The sequence below is a fragment of the Vibrio sp. L3-7 genome (assembly GCF_963898195.1).
Taxonomy (GTDB): Bacteria; Pseudomonadota; Gammaproteobacteria; order Enterobacterales; family Vibrionaceae; genus Vibrio; species Vibrio echinoideorum.
Genome location: NZ_CAWQUW010000004.1, coordinates 182,800 through 197,899 on the forward strand (window position 1 = coordinate 182,800; position 15,100 = coordinate 197,899).

Genomic DNA, 15,100 nt, shown 5'->3' on the forward strand with positions numbered 1-15,100 from the left:
GGAATAAGAGACGCAGGAACTCAACTACGATGAATCTACCACGCTTAAATATGTCGATAAACAAACTCCCTTTCGTGCTGGCTGTGTATTACCTATTTGTCATTAACCTGCCTATTTCGCGCGAACTATTCAACATTCTGAGCGCCTCAAAAGCGGAGAGTATTGGGTTCATAATCTCAATTCCCTTTTTCTTTCTCGCTGCATTCAACTTTATCTTTCAAGTTTTTAACTGGCCGATATTCGCCAAAGCCTTTTTCATCTTATTACTGCTTACTTCCTCTTTAGTCAGCTATAGCATGTTCAGCTATGGCATTTTTGTTGACTATGGAATGATAGAAAACGTTTTTGAAACCAACAGCGGAGAAGCAGCAAGTTATCTAAGTCTGTATTCGATTTTATGGTTTGTTCTAATGGGTGGTCTCCCATCACTTATGCTTTTATTCACAAACCTTAAGAGGGAATCTTGGAAAGATTTTGCTATTTGGAAAAGTATCGGTCTGTTAAGTTCATTGATCGTAATCGCGATTATTGCAGGGTTATTTTACAAAGATTATGTCTCGATTGGTCGTAACAACTCTCACCTTAAAAAGATGATCATTCCGACCGAATACGTCGCTTCAACTGCAAAATACATTAACAATACTTACATAAAAAAACCGATTCCTTACCAAGAGATCGGCTTAGACGCGCAGCTAAAACCGGAAGCTAAACAAGCAACTAAACCAACGCTATTGGTGTTTGTTCTTGGAGAAACAGCGCGTGTGTATAACTACCAATATTATGGCTATGAGAAAGAAACCAATGCTCATACCAAGCCTTACAACCCGATATTTTTCTCTGATGTTCAGTCGTGTGGAACTGCCACTGCGGTTTCTGTGCCGTGTATGTTTTCTAACATGAATCGCAGCAACTACGACCGAGACAGGGCTTATAACCAAGATAACGTAGTCGACATTATGAATCGCGCGGGGATTCACTCTATCTGGCGAGAGCACGATGGTGGGGATAAAGCTGTCGCACATCAAATTAAAGAGATGACACTGGTTGCCAAAGACAGCGACCCTTTGTGTAATAAAGAGGTGTGTTACGACACAGCCATGCTAGAGAACTTCGAACAAGATACTCAAGGTCTCACGCAAAATAACATCCTTTTCTATCATATTTCCGGTTCTCACGGCCCAACTTACTATGAGCGTTATCCTGAAGAACATAGGAAGTTTATGCCAGATTGCCCACGTTCTGACATCGAAAACTGTACCAAAGAGCAAGTCGTCAACACCTACGACAACACTATTTTGTACACGGATTTCTTTCTCTCACAGGCTATTCAAAAACTTGAAAAACTCACCGATACATACAACGTGGCGTTAATGTATATCTCCGATCATGGAGAGTCTTTAGGAGAAAACGGCGTCTACTTGCATGGCATGCCCTACTCACTGGCACCAAAAGAGCAGACTCACGTACCAATGATTCTATGGATGTCTGATGGCTTTGCTACAGAGAAAGGGATCAATGAAACGTGCTTGCGTAAAGAAGGAAAGGAACAGAGCTTTTCGCACGACAACCTGTTCGACTCCTTACTTGGCTTGATGGACGTGCAAACCAAAGAATACCGAGAGGAACAAGATATCTTCGCACCATGTCGGTAGTTCTCTTCAAATGCTGATTTTTAAGGGGCTCATTGTATGAGCCCCTTTTTGCTTTCTATCTAATCTAAAACTGTCGTTTGACTCACACCAGTCTCACAGGGAACGGTAGGAGAACTTAAATAGTATGCAGTAAAGTCACGATTGAAGTGACATAGAAAGCGACTCAAAACCTTTGATTCAACCTATAAAGGGCAAGGTGATCAATTATACTTATTAGGTTAACAACAGCTCAATTTGAGGTATAGTTGCCGCTTGAAGAACATTTGATATCTAGTTTAATGTTTATTAATATTTGCATGTTTAACGAATCAGCGAAAAACGCTATGTATTCGTCACTTGATCCCATTACAGAATATCACCAAGAAGCAAGTTTCTTTCACTATATCACTGAAGGAAACACAAAGTGACGAGAGCCTTTAAAGTCAAGCAGTTCGTTTTAATCGAGGACTCTCTGTTTATTCTTGACTCAAAAACCAATCAACAGCTGCGAATAGGTACACATGATTTATTAACTCTCAAAGAGTTGTGCTTTCATGCAGGAAAGATCGTTTCTAAAGAATCGCTATTGGAAAAAGGATGGCCGGGAAAAATCGTTTCGGATAGTTCACTAACCCAATCGATTCGTAACATACGAACGTTATTAGGCGACAACGGCAAAGAACAAAAATGGTTAAAAACCGTCCCAAAAATCGGCTACGTACTAGATGAATCTATTGTTCACAAGATCAGTAATGAAAGCCTTTCTGTTGATAGCTACATAGAACCACTTCAAAAAGAGCCTCAATTAATAAAAGAAATACAGAAAAACAACATACCTCGACTTAAGCGGTGGCTAAACTGTACAAATAACCTCAGTTGTGGGTTTAAACTAACAATACTGAGCTTACTTTTAGTCTCGACTGCTAATTTGTCATATAAGGTTTACAAGCTGATATTAATCAAACAAAAAACAACTAAATATCCAAAAATAAGCTTTGCACAAGGGGCAACAACAATCTATTCGGACAATACAGAGTTCGCTTTAGAAGCAGGCAAAGAAATAGATTGTTGGCTAGATAAAAATAAAATGAAGCCACAAAGAATTGATGTCTTATTGTTAAAAGAGAACCTCTCTTTTGCTATCGTAGATCAGCAGGGTAAAATCACTAATAAATTAATTTTATTAGAAAAAGGCTTTGAAAATAAGCAAGTCGTAAAACTATTAGTCGATGAGGTAAGTCATGCTTTCAATTAGTTTATTCCTTGTCGCTTTCCTCAATGTTTTACTCTTCATTATCTACGGTTTCAGTGACACTCCTGGCGTTGCTTATGATATAGATTACCGAGTCGAAGATGTTGCAAGCGACTACTGCGGCCGTAGTAAGTCACAAATCTACTTCGATGATAACAAATTCGAAATGAAATCAGTCGTTGAAGAAATTACTCCAAATAACGAAAAATTGTATTTCGAAACAAAAAAAAAAGGAACGTATTTATCGCTCAGTGAAAATATTTACAGTATGAGTTTCACTGAACATACCTCTAATTTCATTGGAAATAAACGCCTACCTGAGACACCGATCATAAACAGTTTTTATAGCGCAGAACGGTATCTACCCAACCGAAACTTGATTGAAATAAAACACCGAAGTGAAAACTACCTTATTTTAATAAGTTTTATTAATGGTGGCCAGATTCTTGCTTTGGAGCGACACTAAGATACTTCACAATCATGACATCCATGTACAGGCTAAACAATTTTTCCACAATAACGTTTAATGAACGTCTATATCTTTATGCAATGCACCGCTTTGTTAAATAGCGTCAGTTTGTCGGCCAACTGCCTTTCTACACTCGCGGCATTGACCTCCCACTCTGAGACCATAATAAGTTTATCTTTAGTGGTGTTCATAAATACCTGCTCATCAGACATCAGTAATTCGACTAGTTTTGATGCTTTGAGAGCCAAGACACGTCGATCACGTAAAGGTATTTCCACGAACGCTTGAATACTCTTTTCATTCAGTGAAATAAAAATCTCTTCTCCATCGATCAACTCAATAGCAATAGGTTGATTACCCTCGATTCTTGATAACATGTTCGCGGGTACTCCTAGGTTTTCGACCAAGGTTTTGAATACTATCTCTCGCAACTTTTTCAACATGAACTCCTGTGAACTTACAATATTTGAATTTGATGTAAATAATGGTTATAGCTGCCGGAACAACAAATGAAACTGGTCATAAATGTTGCCTCCAACCTGAGTGAGCAAGATAATGAAAACAACCAACTTTGCCGCCATAGGTAAACCCGGGTCCTGGACGCTAAACACAGTTTGAAGCAGACCAACAATCACGCCAGTTATCACAAAACTCAACGAAAATATAATGATCGCATCTTTCACTATGTCCAAACAGGCTGCGGTCACATCAAGTACGGTCATAAACATCCTCTAGAAAACTAGTCACTTGGTGCTCCTCAAATTCAAATAGATAATATTTATTACGAAACAGAACTCGATAACTATTGACCAGAGGGTATTGCCAAAAAATTTCGGGTGCGAGCTCGAAGTGCGTTCTCGTTGTTCTTTCTACTGGTACTAATGTTTGCAATGCAAGCGATGAAGGTACAGTCAATCCTCCTCGGTCTGTATTGGTTTTTACCACCTCCCTATGGAAAATATCGTGGCTTGCTTTCCCCTCCTCAGAGATCACGGTAGTGAGTGCGACTTGATTGACCAATTCAGACGAGACAGCACCCCGTTGAACCAGAGTTGAGCTCTGCGAAGTGACTCCACCACTCCGCTCCAAACCAAATGTATATCGCCCCGACGGAGTATGAGGAAGCGATAGTGTCCCTGTTCGATTTGTCACGTCAGACATTGTAGGTACTGCTTTACCCGAAAAACTAATATTCAGACCTTGCTCCTTGGAACTCCTAGGTTCGGGTGGTGCCATGACAGCTCTAGTTCGACTGGTCTCATCTAGAACTGTAGGCTCTGTCTTAGCAACAATGCTGCTACTTCGGTCTCGTTCATGGAGAGACCTAAACTCGGGCAGAACAGTTATCCCCTTTGAATGACAGGTCACGTCTGGCACGGTAGTACCAATCTTAGCAACAGAGCTATTACTCATTTCACGCTGATCGATAGACCTAGCTACTTGGGGGGTCATTCCCATTTCGAATCGACTAGTCACATTAGGCTCGGCATTACCCGTCGTAACAACAGGGCTATTACTCATTTCAGGCTGACCGACAAACCTAGCCTCTTGGGGTGTCATTACCATTCCTAGTCGACTAGTCACATTAGGCTCGGCATTACCAATCGTAACAACAGCACCATGACTCTGTTCTCGTTGATGAAGAGGAGGAGCTAGGGTCACCACTGCTGAAACCTGAGTAACAGGATGATGCTCTCCCCCTCTTAAATTTGATAGTTGTCCCATGAAGGCTTTATCTAAATCAGCAACCATTGGCATTGTATTTAACAACGCATGCACGACCTTGGCATCCAGCGATAAACTCACTTTTTGTAACGTTACCCTGTTCAACATTGGCTGACCATATCGCAACGCTCCTGCTAGACCTAGTCCAGAATGACTATCAGAATCTCGCTTGACGATAACCAAAGGATCAATTGCGACTTTGCTTTCAACGACAGGTTGCTCCCTCTTACTCTCACAGCTCTGCTTGGATTCCTTAATACAAAGGTCACCAAAAACATTCGTTTGGGGGATTCCTTTTGCTATAAGAAGCTCAACTTTAATCTCAGTTTCTAACTCTTTATCGTCGAAAAGCAGAAGTGTATCTAAGTCAGGTTCGCGTAAATCAGTGAGGTGCTGGTCCAACTCAAATCCTTCACCAATATTGAGTGTCGTACGAGTCACCTCACTGATAAATAAGTTAATCATGCTTTTCATACCTCATCTGCTCGCGAAGTTCGGCGAGCGCGTCCTTTCGCTTTTCTAATCTTCGCTTTTCCGCTTCAACATCTGTTATTTGATGCGCCAGTTCTTGTGCATTCTGACGCTTTATCGAGGCATCAAAGAACAAAGACTCTATCGCTGATTTGGTACTTTCTCGGCGCATAAACAACCGGCTAAGGGCGTTGGGTTCACCAACGACATTAAGACACTTCAAATAACGCTGTTGCTCCTCAATTTCTTGCCACTTCTCTTCAATGAAATTGACCAATTCCTGATACTGCTTCCTCAGATTAACGAGCTTTCTTTGCTGTTTACCAATACGAATATCAACAATATCAATAAGCTGTCCAAATTCCTTCCATCGCTTCGAGGGTTTGCTCATATTCCACTCCATCGAACCCTTGCTTTAAGAAAGACATAATGTGCGGATAACGATCTATCGCTTCATCGGTTTCTAAGTCATTTCCTTTTTCGTACTCTCCAACTCGAATCAACAACTCAACATTGAAGTAGCGATAAACCATGTCTTTTACCCGTTCCGATAATCTTACGAACTCATGGCTCTGAACTTTATTCTGCAAACGACTCTTGCTTTTTAAAACATCGATAGCAGGGTAACGGCCAGTTGATGCTATTGTCGTCGAATAAACCAAATGACCATCAATCAGAGACTTCACTTCATGCGCGATTGGGTCATCATCAATTTCCTTTTCAATCAATACCGTGAAGATTCCGGTTACAGAGCCAAACTTAGAGTTGCCACAACTTTCAACTAAGCGAGACAAAGCGAGGGAAACGCCTATCGGAATTCCCCCTTTGATCGGAGTGTTATCCAACATCGCCTGAGCACGAGCAAAACGAGTCAGTGAGTCAAAATACAACACTACCTTCTTGCCCTGCTCCATATAATGACGAGCAATAGAGACGGCGACTAACCCTGAGCGCACCTTCTCCAAAGGATTAGCTTCCGAGGTCGATACTATAGTGATCGACTTCTGAATAACTTCAGGGCCAATTTCACCTTCAAGGAACTCAACGACTTCACGAGCTCGTTCGCCAATCATGGCGAAGATCACGACATCAGCATCCATATTGTTCGCCATAATAGATACCGTAGTCGTCTTTCCTGCTCCTGCTGGTGCAAACAAACCAACACGTTGCCCCTCTCCAATGGTAAAAAGCCCATCAATAATTTTAAGTTTGGTTGGAAAAACGGTTTCAATCGGTGCACGAACATTTAGAGGTATCGGCTCTACAGCAATTGGTAGATCATGAAACTGGCCTTCTTGATTGAGATAGTTATCGCCATAAATCGATTCGCCATAGCAGTTGATCACTTTCCCAACCAAGGCATTTTCATTTAATGGGAAGCAGAAACGACGCGGCGTAATTTCAACTCGACCGCCACGCTGGACAGCTCCGGGCTGAAGAAGCTTTATCTCAACTCGCGATCCGGCAATTTTCATCACTTCCCCCCGAATACGCTCCATCGTAACCGTATCGATAAAGCACTCCTGACCAACAAAGGTATCGACAGAAACATGACAAATAACCGTATCTTGATAGGACTCCTTGACCTTAAAAAAGTGCGTCAACATTAGTTAATCACCTTAAAAGAGATCGATATGTAGCGTTTATATTTTCTCTTAGTTTCGTTAGTATTTTTAAACAACTCACCTAAAAGCGGAATGCTAGAAAGAACGGGGACACCGGTGACAGTTTGTTGGGTTACTGTATTGTCAAAGCCTCCTAAAATAACGGTCTGCTGAGGTTGTATATACACTTCTGACTGCAATGACTGAGAGCTAACTCTCGGCGGTTTTGACGTCCCGCCTCCCTCATCCTCGTCATCATCCAAAGATTCTTCAATATATTCGACTTTGGCCTGGACATCGCCAGAGGGAAGCAAACGACCAGTGACATAAAGGCTATTGTCGGCCTCAATCTCTTGAGTCTGGACTTGTTTCTCTGATATCAAAGTAATCGTTGCAGTATCTTTTTTACCAAAATGACCCTGCTGATTTTCCAGAATCAGTAAATTGGTCTCATAAATACCGCGCGCAACCCCATTCGACGACAAAGCCTGAAAATTTTGTAGAAAATCCTTAGTTTGCGTAAACGGGGGCACCACTATGTCGTATATACCACGACTGCCATTTAACCAAGAGCTGTCTATTCCTAGGTTTTCACTTCTAGATACTGCGATGTCGTACACTTTAAGTGAAAATAATAATTGCTGACGCTTGATGTCGATCAGAGCTGCAATTCGTTTCGCTAGCTTAACTTCAGCTGGTGTCCCACGGATAAGTAGTGCATTAGAGCCTGGTAAAGGCTGTACTTTGGAAGTTTTCTCTTCTTCATCTAGCTGTTGTTTATCCCCATCGCTCAGCTTTACTTTGTAGGCTCTTTGAATAATTTCATCATTGTTAACATTTTGGAATTGCCCAATATTTATGATCGCCGCTGAAATCAAAGAAGTCGCACCGAGGAAGACAATGTTGCCGTCAAAAGTATCAATTTGTCGGTCAACCACAGAGAGGTAATGGAAATTGATTCTTGCCAGTTCGAGGTCATTACCATTCTCAAGAAACTGGTTCTTATCCACCATAGTCGCGTAACCGACCGCATCATTGACAAACTTGCGAGTACCAGAGAACAAGATAGAATTACCGCGTTCAACTAACTTAACCTTGGTCGTCGTACTTATTTTGAAGGTTTGTTGGAGCTCTTTTAACAAGGTTTTCGGTGCGATGTTACGCGGTTTATAAGCATAATTGATATAAGCTTGACCCGACTGAACCGTGAGAGTACCGCCGTAAACATACCAGTCAAAGTCATATACTTCTGATAACTGGCTTAACAGATCCGCTCCATTCCCTGATAATGTCTGAGTAATCAACTGACGTTCAGTTTTGTTATCTACATCTTCAACCAGCTTAACTTGCATATCTTTAGCTATTGCTTTGAGCGCACCTTGCAAATTAATGTCCTGCTGTTTAATCAACACCTCAGCTCGAAGCAGTGTCGAGAAAAAGATTAGGCACAGTAGTCGTTTATACTTCATCAAGAATCTCTTCTAGACGTTGTTGATCTGCTTTCATGCGGCGAATAGTTTCGTTAATCACAGTTTGTTCAATCACCATATCGACTACATCCTGCTCAGTAACAACATTATCTTCACCAGAGGAAGCTTCACCTAGAGCTTGCTTATTTTTATCTACCTGCTGAGCCACTAATTCGAAATCAGATTGGGTTTCTGATAGTCCAGCAATATAAGTGGTATTTATCATTTCAACTCTAGTCATAACCTACCTTTTGCATCATTTGCTTGAAAACATAAAACTGGTCGTTCAGCAACCAGAGGTTAAGTAAAATAATCACCACGATCGCTTTAATGTTTGGTGTAACAAAAAGTGATAAGGATGCTTTTTTGAAAAACAGATCGACGTAACCGCAACAGACTGTAATCGCGAGCATAATAATGATGTACTTGCCTGCGACAATTACCATCATCTTCAAACTATCCGTGATGAGGAAGAACAAGGACTCAAAATCTAGATTGAGATTTGTCTCATTACTGTGCGCTATCACGTCAATGATCGGGCGAAACAAAGTGCCGCTTTGCAACGCAAAAACTAAGAAAGTTAAGCTACTTATTTTTGCCAACGCCTCCGATTCATCCGTAAAGCGTTTGTCCTGAACCGACTGCTCGTTAAGTAGTAATAACTGTTGAATAACGCTGCCTACGGTTCCACTAAGCCAGTAAGGAACAGAGGAGAACATCGCAAAAATCACCGCCGTTATCACCCAACCAAATGTCGGGATCTGGTCGAGTTGACTAGAATCAACAAAAATCGCTATTGCTGCGGCGATCGCAAGACAGGTAATGTTGTCTAAATAAAGCCTGGTCGGGTTATAAATTTTTAAAAAAAGGAAAAAACCAGCAAACAGCATCCAATTGGGAAATAATAATTCCCCCATATTAGCCAAGAGCTCTGAACAATAAAGTCCAGCTATCCGAGAAGTAGAAAACCGCCAATTTCACGGGTGTTGAAATTACGGTAGGTGACAACATCGTCATACCAACACCACTCAAAATCACCGCAATCAAAAAGTCGATGCTGACAAACACCATGTACAATTTAAGTCCCAGTTCAAAACCCTGATATAGGTCAAGAATCAGATTGCCTAGAAAAAACTTAAACGTATCGTTATCCTCATCAAAATGAAGTGGAATATCGATCATACTTGTCAATTGATTCGTCTTAGTCTCAGCTCGATCCAACAATTCGGGGAAAAAATCAAAGATGTTACTGGCTAAATAATACATCGTAATATCTTTGGGCTGCTCTTCTTCCAATGTCAGATCCAATGGCAAACCAAGAGTCTCTTTCTTCTGTTCAGAGAAATAGGGCTTTACGCGCTCAATACCGGGCTTAATAACTGGCCATAAACTATTCAGCGCCATTAGCGCTGCAAGCAAGTTGACAACGATCGTAGGTGGTATCTGCTGAGTCCCAACCGCATTTTTAATAATGTTGAGCACAATGTTGTATTTAACAAAACCAGAAAAGCAGATAAAAAATACCGTTGACAACAACGCCAGCGTCAACAAAACGATCAGGTTTGCACCAGAAAATGCATTATCTGGACTAAGCAACTGAATCATAAACTGGGCTCACTTACCGCTAAAAGTAGCAGGGTCAAATGACCCCGACGTATTAAATATTTCGTGCAGAAGCTGAAATTGAATCTTTGACGGATTTTAGTGTTGACGTCGATGTTTGAGCGGCGATGCTCTGATCGGCCATCAACTGCTGAAGCTCAAGTGACTCGGACGCACTTAAGACTAGTGTTCCAGTAGGATCTTTCGCAAAAGTACCGTCACTAGCTGTAGTACCTGTATGGTCTGTAATAAAAGTCGACACTTTGTCGTCTGCATTATCGATAAGGCCACCGAAAACGCCTGAAATATAACCTGTGCTTAAATTGGACATTGCTTGTTTCCATTATGTGATGTGTTGAGCGCATTATCACTAAACAACCTGTCACCACACAGTGAAAATTCCTGATAATTACCCTTATCATGCACACTCAAAAAAGGTCAGCTTTTACCACCCAAGACTCTTCTGGATATTAACTTGGTACACTATATAAAGAGCCATCAAGACGATTGATGACTTCAGGTTCACCCTCCTCTGAATACAAGAAGTTAATGTCACCTAAAGACTCATTAAGCATTACCTGACTGAGTTTTTTAACTTTAACCATGGGTAAAATTCCAGCGGGATGACGACTCAACGAAGACGCTCGCATACACTCAATTTTACTCAACTTATAAAAACTCCGCCCAGTCTCACCTTTTCTATTCAACTGTTGATTCAAGGATTTAAAAATCGCCCTGACGCTTTTACTGTCTTGCACATCGTCAAGCTGCTCAAGGGTTTGTTTAAACTGATCAATTAACACACTTATGGGCATCTGATATTTTGCTACAGCTGTTACCGAAGATGCTTTGTCCACATTTAGCATTTGGCTCTGACTTTGGCTTGATGCACGTAAAGCTCTCAGCATCTTCCCCCCGGATGGATAAGCCTCCATTAACTGACCAAGAGACGCAGAATGTTTGGGCGTGATATGAAAAGCTCGGCGCATGTTATCCGCCCAACGAGAACTCCAGCTGATCTTTTGCTCATACGATACTTTTAAATGTTGTATATTCTCTGCAGCAATAGTTTTGATAACTTGATGAGAACCACTTTGCCTTGCATTAAACAAAGTCATAAGTTGTGATTTAGCGAGGTTTTGCGTTGCGATATCCCATTCGGGATGCTTTTCAATACATCGTTTGAAATTTTCTATCACAGTACATAGCAGCTCAAGCTGTTGAGAAGTGATATCTGAACTGGCTGGCTTTGACTGTTGGCTGAGCTTACTAATCGTTTCCGTTGTTTGATGTTTTGTGGGGTAATGCGCAGTTAATCCATCACCAAATGGCTTAACAGAAACAAACGTCTTTTCATCAATGGCTATTGGAAATGCATGGGTAGACGATAGCGGAAATAGCATCACGCTCGCACCACTGTTAGCTTCTGCATCCACACTGACAAAATAATCCACGCTTTGTGTGGCACTAGTTTGTTCCCCTAGCTTAAACTCCCTGGCTTGTTGTCTACTCAACTCGATGTCAATACCGGCTTTAACATACGTTCGAGGCATCACCATTGAAAGACTAGGAGAAGCATCAATGCCCAGTTGAAATCTGAATTGGCTATTTGCGGAACCACTCACCTTAGCTATTGATGAATCACTACTGGAAAACTGAGCCTTATTAAACTCAGTTTCAAGGCCCTGCTGCCAATCCTCTGTTCTAAATAGATACCCAAGAGTTTTCTGCAAATCATCATTACTCACATCAAAAGCAAAGCTCTGCTGACTGTCTTTCATTGCCGTTAACGCTAAAGTCGCTTCAAACGGCATAAGGGTGACTAAAGAGCCATTACGATATCTAACTAATTTAGTTAGATCTTCTAAGCCTCCACCAGTCCCAACGATAGCACTTGCGCCTTTTTCACCCTTGCGCACGAGTTGAATTTGAGTTGTATTCCCCTCCAAAGAGAGCAGCTTACAGTCGTAATGCTTCTCATAGTTGGCGACCACCCCGGCGAAATACCCCCCAGAAAACGGTAACCCAAAATGAGCTACCCCCGCAAAACCACTCACCCCATAATGGGCACTTAGAGTCAAAGCATCGCCTTGAGGTAAAGTACTCACTCGATCGCTGATCTGCTCAGTGATCTGATGTGCTGGAGTTTGCCGCCCCATCCAATCATTCCAAATTTTTCCCAAACCACTATGGGTATTGCCCATAGACTCAGCTAATCTAACACCCGATTTATGGGCACTCCGCAGTGCCTTCATCGATGCAAGACCTCGTAAAACAGCCTGATTACATTCACCATGATTTTCAGTGAATAACTTATTAGCCAATGTTTGATTTGATTGCGCTTTACCCTGTTTAAACTGTTCGCTCACCTGAGTCGCTAAATAAAGGCGTGCATTGGTCAATGTGCGCTCAATATAAGGTAGATACAGGTCAAGATCTTGCAGGGTAAAAGGCGTTGATTTAGCTTCAGATAAAGCTGTCAATGACATTTGTATTGATGCAAACTGAGTGAAGTCAAACAACACATCAGATGAAGGGTGGCCGAGTAAATCATCCATTCGTTGCTGCAATGAAATGATTCGTTGTTTTAGGTGTTTATCATAAGAGCCATGCTCGCGTTTAAAACCTAACACTAACTGATCTAAGATGGTGGTACTGTTGGATAATTGCTTAGCTACCCCCTCCTTAGCCGGTTCAACACCTACTGTCGATGACCTATCAGAACCAGCTTGTACCGCCATGGCAATCCGCATTTCCTGATCCGTTTTCTTATACACCCTAGCTGAACTACTGATAATCTGGTTGAGTGATATCCCTTGCTCCCATTTTGACTGCAGGTACTCTTGCTGACTTAGTTCATGGGAAATTCGTTTCTCAACGGACATGATTACAGGAGAAACTTTCTGGCGTTCTATCTCACCCTTTACCCAATGAACTGAAGTTTGTAGGCCAGGATCAACGACTTTAGCGAACGACTTTACCGCATCAATTTTTCTTCCGCGATTCCACTTTTCATGACCACGAGACAACCGATGCTTTATACTGTCAATCCAACCCGATAAAGGCACATATTGATTTCCAATATGCTTAATTTTGTGATCTATAAAAGGGTTGGCATTTGCAAAATGGTTACTGTTATTGACGTTAAAATGCGCAAAAGCGATAGGAGGGCTGTCGGACACTATGGGAGATAAACTATTGTCCCCTTTTTGTAAAGTCAGATGCTGCGCATCAACATATCTTACCTTGGACACTTTAGTAGCACTTTCGATCACCACTTGAAGCGTTGAACCGCAAGGTTTTATGCTGGTAATATATTCATTGGAAGACAGGCGTAAATCAAGCTTCACGCTTTCCTCTTCACCTATCACAAGTTCTCTTGGGCTAGCTAGGATTACTTTCGTAGGTGTTTCACCCTTTAACATTATTACCGAGCAAGATTCAGTAGGCGTGTCTTTGACGTCAGCCTGAGCAGGTGTTTTATCGACTCGCACATTGAAGCCAGCTCCCTCTGCCCGCAGGTTCTCGGTAAATTCACCGATGAGCTTTAAAATGCAGTGACGTTCATTACCTGTTTTTGTGTCTCTGTAACAAGCATGAAGCTTATTATCGTGGCCAACCCACAAACGACTAAAGTGAGCATCGGGCGTTCTGACCTCTGCTTGGTAGTAGTTAGGCTTAGAAAAGCTTCGTTGATGCAAGAACTCACGTAATAAGCCTTTGTTCTTACCCGTAATTAAGACGAGTTTACCTTTTCTGAGCGACAGCATCATTTTTAAACCATGGTGGTCATCGACACTCGTCAAATCAATAAAATGTTTTGCTTCAATCTCTCGACGCTTTACGGGAGTAAACAAGAGACCTTGCTGGACTGGATCTACTTCCGTTCCACTGGATCGAGAATAAACAGACATTAATGATGTAGAGTACATAAACTTACCTGTTAGTTTTAACCGAACAGGTTTATCTATGCACGAAACAGAACATTATTGTAATTAATAAAAATGATAATATCGGAATAAATACGTCCATTGGATATTACCTAAACTGTTTTAATTCAAATCACCTTGATTCGTAAAAACACTGAACTATCTATCGCGTAGATAGGGGAATAGCAACGACAAACGCCATTACCATTGCCATCCCAAGATGCAGAAGGTTCATCTCATAAAAAGCAGAATTCCAGTCGTCAGAACCGAGGCCAATAAAGAAGCAGAAAAAACCATTGTAAACCAGAATGTCCCCTTGACTGGAGAACTGATAGGCTCAGAAACGGAGTTAAGATAAGAAGAATTGATAACCGGTTTAGTGCTACTAACGATACTTTTAATCGCCAATGTCGGTATTTCTTCGGACAAAAATTGGGCTACGGCCTCATCATCAAGAATCAGCATATAACCCTCCTTCGGTACGGTTTTTATCTCGCAAGCCAGATCACTAAATAAGGCTAGCGATTTACGTAAATTGGAAATTGCTTTGGTCAGAGACGTTTCACTCACCAAAACCCTTCCCCAAACCTGCTCATGAATCTCATCTTTGCTTAATACTTGATTACTTCGTTCACACAGTAATTTGAGAATCGCAGCTTCCCGCCCTCCCAAATTCACAACGTGATCACTGGCAACAACCTCACGTTTTAAAATGTCAAAAATCACCTGATTTCCCAATACGTAATTTCTTTCCATCATTCACCCCTATATACACTGATTATTCTTGCTCTATTTTATTAACCCAAACAAGGCGGTAAAGCACCAACTCGTCTGGATAGCTGACTTCGTTCCACCCTAATATGCTGATTCAGTGTCTAATGTTAGAACCGCGTACTATTTTATGAGTAAATTAACGATAGAGATAATGTATTAATTTGGAAAAAAAAT

At 41.4% G+C, this 15,100-nt stretch carries 15 protein-coding genes; 3 read left to right on the forward strand and 12 right to left on the reverse strand.

The window, feature by feature from the left end; all coding sequences use genetic code 11:
* Nucleotides 1-29: 29 nt before the first annotated feature.
* The 3 genes from AACW75_RS05170 to AACW75_RS05180 all read left to right on the forward strand — a co-directional run bounded on the left by AACW75_RS05170 (nt 30) and on the right by AACW75_RS05180 (nt 3,349).
* Nucleotides 30-1,652 carry a phosphoethanolamine transferase gene (locus AACW75_RS05170; protein WP_145569636.1) on the forward strand — a complete coding sequence of 541 codons (1,623 nt, stop codon included), beginning with the start codon at nt 30-32 and terminating at the stop codon, nt 1,650-1,652.
* A 403-nt stretch (nt 1,653-2,055) separates the two neighbouring features.
* Nucleotides 2,056-2,886 (forward strand): winged helix-turn-helix domain-containing protein, encoded by an 831-nt coding sequence (locus AACW75_RS05175; RefSeq protein ID WP_145569634.1) that lies wholly within the window; start codon nt 2,056-2,058, stop codon nt 2,884-2,886.
* Complete coding sequence (locus AACW75_RS05180) at nt 2,873-3,349, forward strand: hypothetical protein (RefSeq protein ID WP_145569632.1); 477 nt, start codon at nt 2,873-2,875, stop codon at nt 3,347-3,349. The genes AACW75_RS05175 and AACW75_RS05180 overlap by 14 nt, the downstream gene beginning before the upstream one ends.
* A 68-nt stretch (nt 3,350-3,417) precedes the next feature.
* Here AACW75_RS05180 and AACW75_RS05185 read toward each other — a convergent pair whose 3' ends face one another.
* The 12 genes from AACW75_RS05185 to AACW75_RS05240 form a co-directional block, all read right to left on the reverse strand.
* The gene (locus AACW75_RS05185; RefSeq protein WP_145569630.1) at nt 3,418-3,795 is read right to left on the reverse strand and encodes a hypothetical protein; all 378 of its coding nucleotides are present in this window, start codon (nt 3,793-3,795) and stop codon (nt 3,418-3,420) included.
* Nucleotides 3,796-3,840: 45 nt separating this feature from the next.
* On the reverse strand, nt 3,841-4,074 hold the full coding sequence (locus AACW75_RS05190; protein WP_145569629.1) for a flagellar biosynthetic protein FliQ: 234 nt from the start codon (nt 4,072-4,074) through the stop codon (nt 3,841-3,843).
* Nucleotides 4,061-5,518, reverse strand: coding sequence for a hypothetical protein (locus AACW75_RS05195; RefSeq protein WP_237297649.1), 1,458 nt, complete (start codon nt 5,516-5,518; stop codon nt 4,061-4,063). The genes AACW75_RS05190 and AACW75_RS05195 overlap by 14 nt, the downstream gene beginning before the upstream one ends.
* 16 nt (nt 5,519-5,534) lie before the next feature.
* Entirely contained in the window at nt 5,535-5,939 is a 405-nt protein-coding gene (locus tag AACW75_RS05200) for a hypothetical protein (RefSeq protein ID WP_145569625.1), read from the reverse strand.
* Entirely contained in the window at nt 5,893-7,155 is a 1,263-nt protein-coding gene (vscN2, locus tag AACW75_RS05205) for a type III secretion system ATPase VscN2 (protein ID WP_145569624.1), read from the reverse strand. The genes AACW75_RS05200 and vscN2 overlap by 47 nt, the downstream gene beginning before the upstream one ends.
* A complete protein-coding gene (locus AACW75_RS05210) occupies nt 7,155-8,621 on the reverse strand; it encodes a secretin N-terminal domain-containing protein (protein WP_145569622.1) in 1,467 nt (488 codons plus the stop codon). The genes vscN2 and AACW75_RS05210 overlap by 1 nt, the downstream gene beginning before the upstream one ends.
* Nucleotides 8,611-8,862, reverse strand: a complete 252-nt coding sequence (locus tag AACW75_RS05215) for a hypothetical protein (RefSeq protein ID WP_145569620.1) — start codon at nt 8,860-8,862, stop codon at nt 8,611-8,613. The genes AACW75_RS05210 and AACW75_RS05215 overlap by 11 nt, the downstream gene beginning before the upstream one ends.
* Nucleotides 8,855-9,538 (reverse strand): type III secretion system apparatus protein VscT2, encoded by a 684-nt coding sequence (locus AACW75_RS05220; protein ID WP_145569618.1) that lies wholly within the window; start codon nt 9,536-9,538, stop codon nt 8,855-8,857. Before AACW75_RS05220 ends, AACW75_RS05215 begins: the two co-directional genes overlap by 8 nt.
* 1 nt (nt 9,539) lies before the next feature.
* The gene (locus AACW75_RS05225; protein ID WP_017107708.1) at nt 9,540-10,226 is read right to left on the reverse strand and encodes a flagellar type III secretion system pore protein FliP; all 687 of its coding nucleotides are present in this window, start codon (nt 10,224-10,226) and stop codon (nt 9,540-9,542) included.
* Nucleotides 10,227-10,278: 52 nt separating this feature from the next.
* Nucleotides 10,279-10,554 (reverse strand): hypothetical protein, encoded by a 276-nt coding sequence (locus AACW75_RS05230; RefSeq protein WP_145569616.1) that lies wholly within the window; start codon nt 10,552-10,554, stop codon nt 10,279-10,281.
* A 139-nt stretch (nt 10,555-10,693) separates the two neighbouring features.
* On the reverse strand, nt 10,694-14,155 hold the full coding sequence (locus AACW75_RS05235) for a hypothetical protein (RefSeq protein WP_145569614.1): 3,462 nt from the start codon (nt 14,153-14,155) through the stop codon (nt 10,694-10,696).
* Between the two features lie 228 nt (nt 14,156-14,383).
* Entirely contained in the window at nt 14,384-14,908 is a 525-nt protein-coding gene (locus tag AACW75_RS05240; protein ID WP_145569822.1) for a winged helix-turn-helix domain-containing protein, read from the reverse strand.
* Between the last annotated feature and the right edge of the window lie 192 nt (nt 14,909-15,100).

Excerpts from the sequence above, each read along its gene's own strand:
- AACW75_RS05230 (WP_145569616.1), bottom strand. The coding sequence starts at position 10,554 with ATGTCCAATTTAAGCACAGGTTATATTTCAGGCGTTTTCGGTGGCCTT.
- AACW75_RS05235 (WP_145569614.1), bottom strand. The coding sequence starts at position 14,155 with ATGTACTCTACATCATTAATGTCTGTTTATTCTCGATCCAGTGGAACG.
- vscN2 (WP_145569624.1), bottom strand. The coding sequence starts at position 7,155 with ATGTTGACGCACTTTTTTAAGGTCAAGGAGTCCTATCAAGATACGGTT.
- AACW75_RS05240 (WP_145569822.1), bottom strand. The coding sequence starts at position 14,908 with ATGGAAAGAAATTACGTATTGGGAAATCAGGTGATTTTTGACATTTTA.
- AACW75_RS05170 (WP_145569636.1), top strand. The coding sequence starts at position 30 with ATGAATCTACCACGCTTAAATATGTCGATAAACAAACTCCCTTTCGTG.
- AACW75_RS05215 (WP_145569620.1), bottom strand. The coding sequence starts at position 8,862 with ATGACTAGAGTTGAAATGATAAATACCACTTATATTGCTGGACTATCA.
- AACW75_RS05220 (WP_145569618.1), bottom strand. The coding sequence starts at position 9,538 with ATGGGGGAATTATTATTTCCCAATTGGATGCTGTTTGCTGGTTTTTTC.
- AACW75_RS05190 (WP_145569629.1), bottom strand. The coding sequence starts at position 4,074 with ATGACCGTACTTGATGTGACCGCAGCCTGTTTGGACATAGTGAAAGAT.
- AACW75_RS05210 (WP_145569622.1), bottom strand. The coding sequence starts at position 8,621 with ATGAAGTATAAACGACTACTGTGCCTAATCTTTTTCTCGACACTGCTT.
- AACW75_RS05225 (WP_017107708.1), bottom strand. The coding sequence starts at position 10,226 with ATGATTCAGTTGCTTAGTCCAGATAATGCATTTTCTGGTGCAAACCTG.
- AACW75_RS05200 (WP_145569625.1), bottom strand. The coding sequence starts at position 5,939 with ATGAGCAAACCCTCGAAGCGATGGAAGGAATTTGGACAGCTTATTGAT.
- AACW75_RS05185 (WP_145569630.1), bottom strand. The coding sequence starts at position 3,795 with ATGTTGAAAAAGTTGCGAGAGATAGTATTCAAAACCTTGGTCGAAAAC.
- AACW75_RS05180 (WP_145569632.1), top strand. The coding sequence starts at position 2,873 with ATGCTTTCAATTAGTTTATTCCTTGTCGCTTTCCTCAATGTTTTACTC.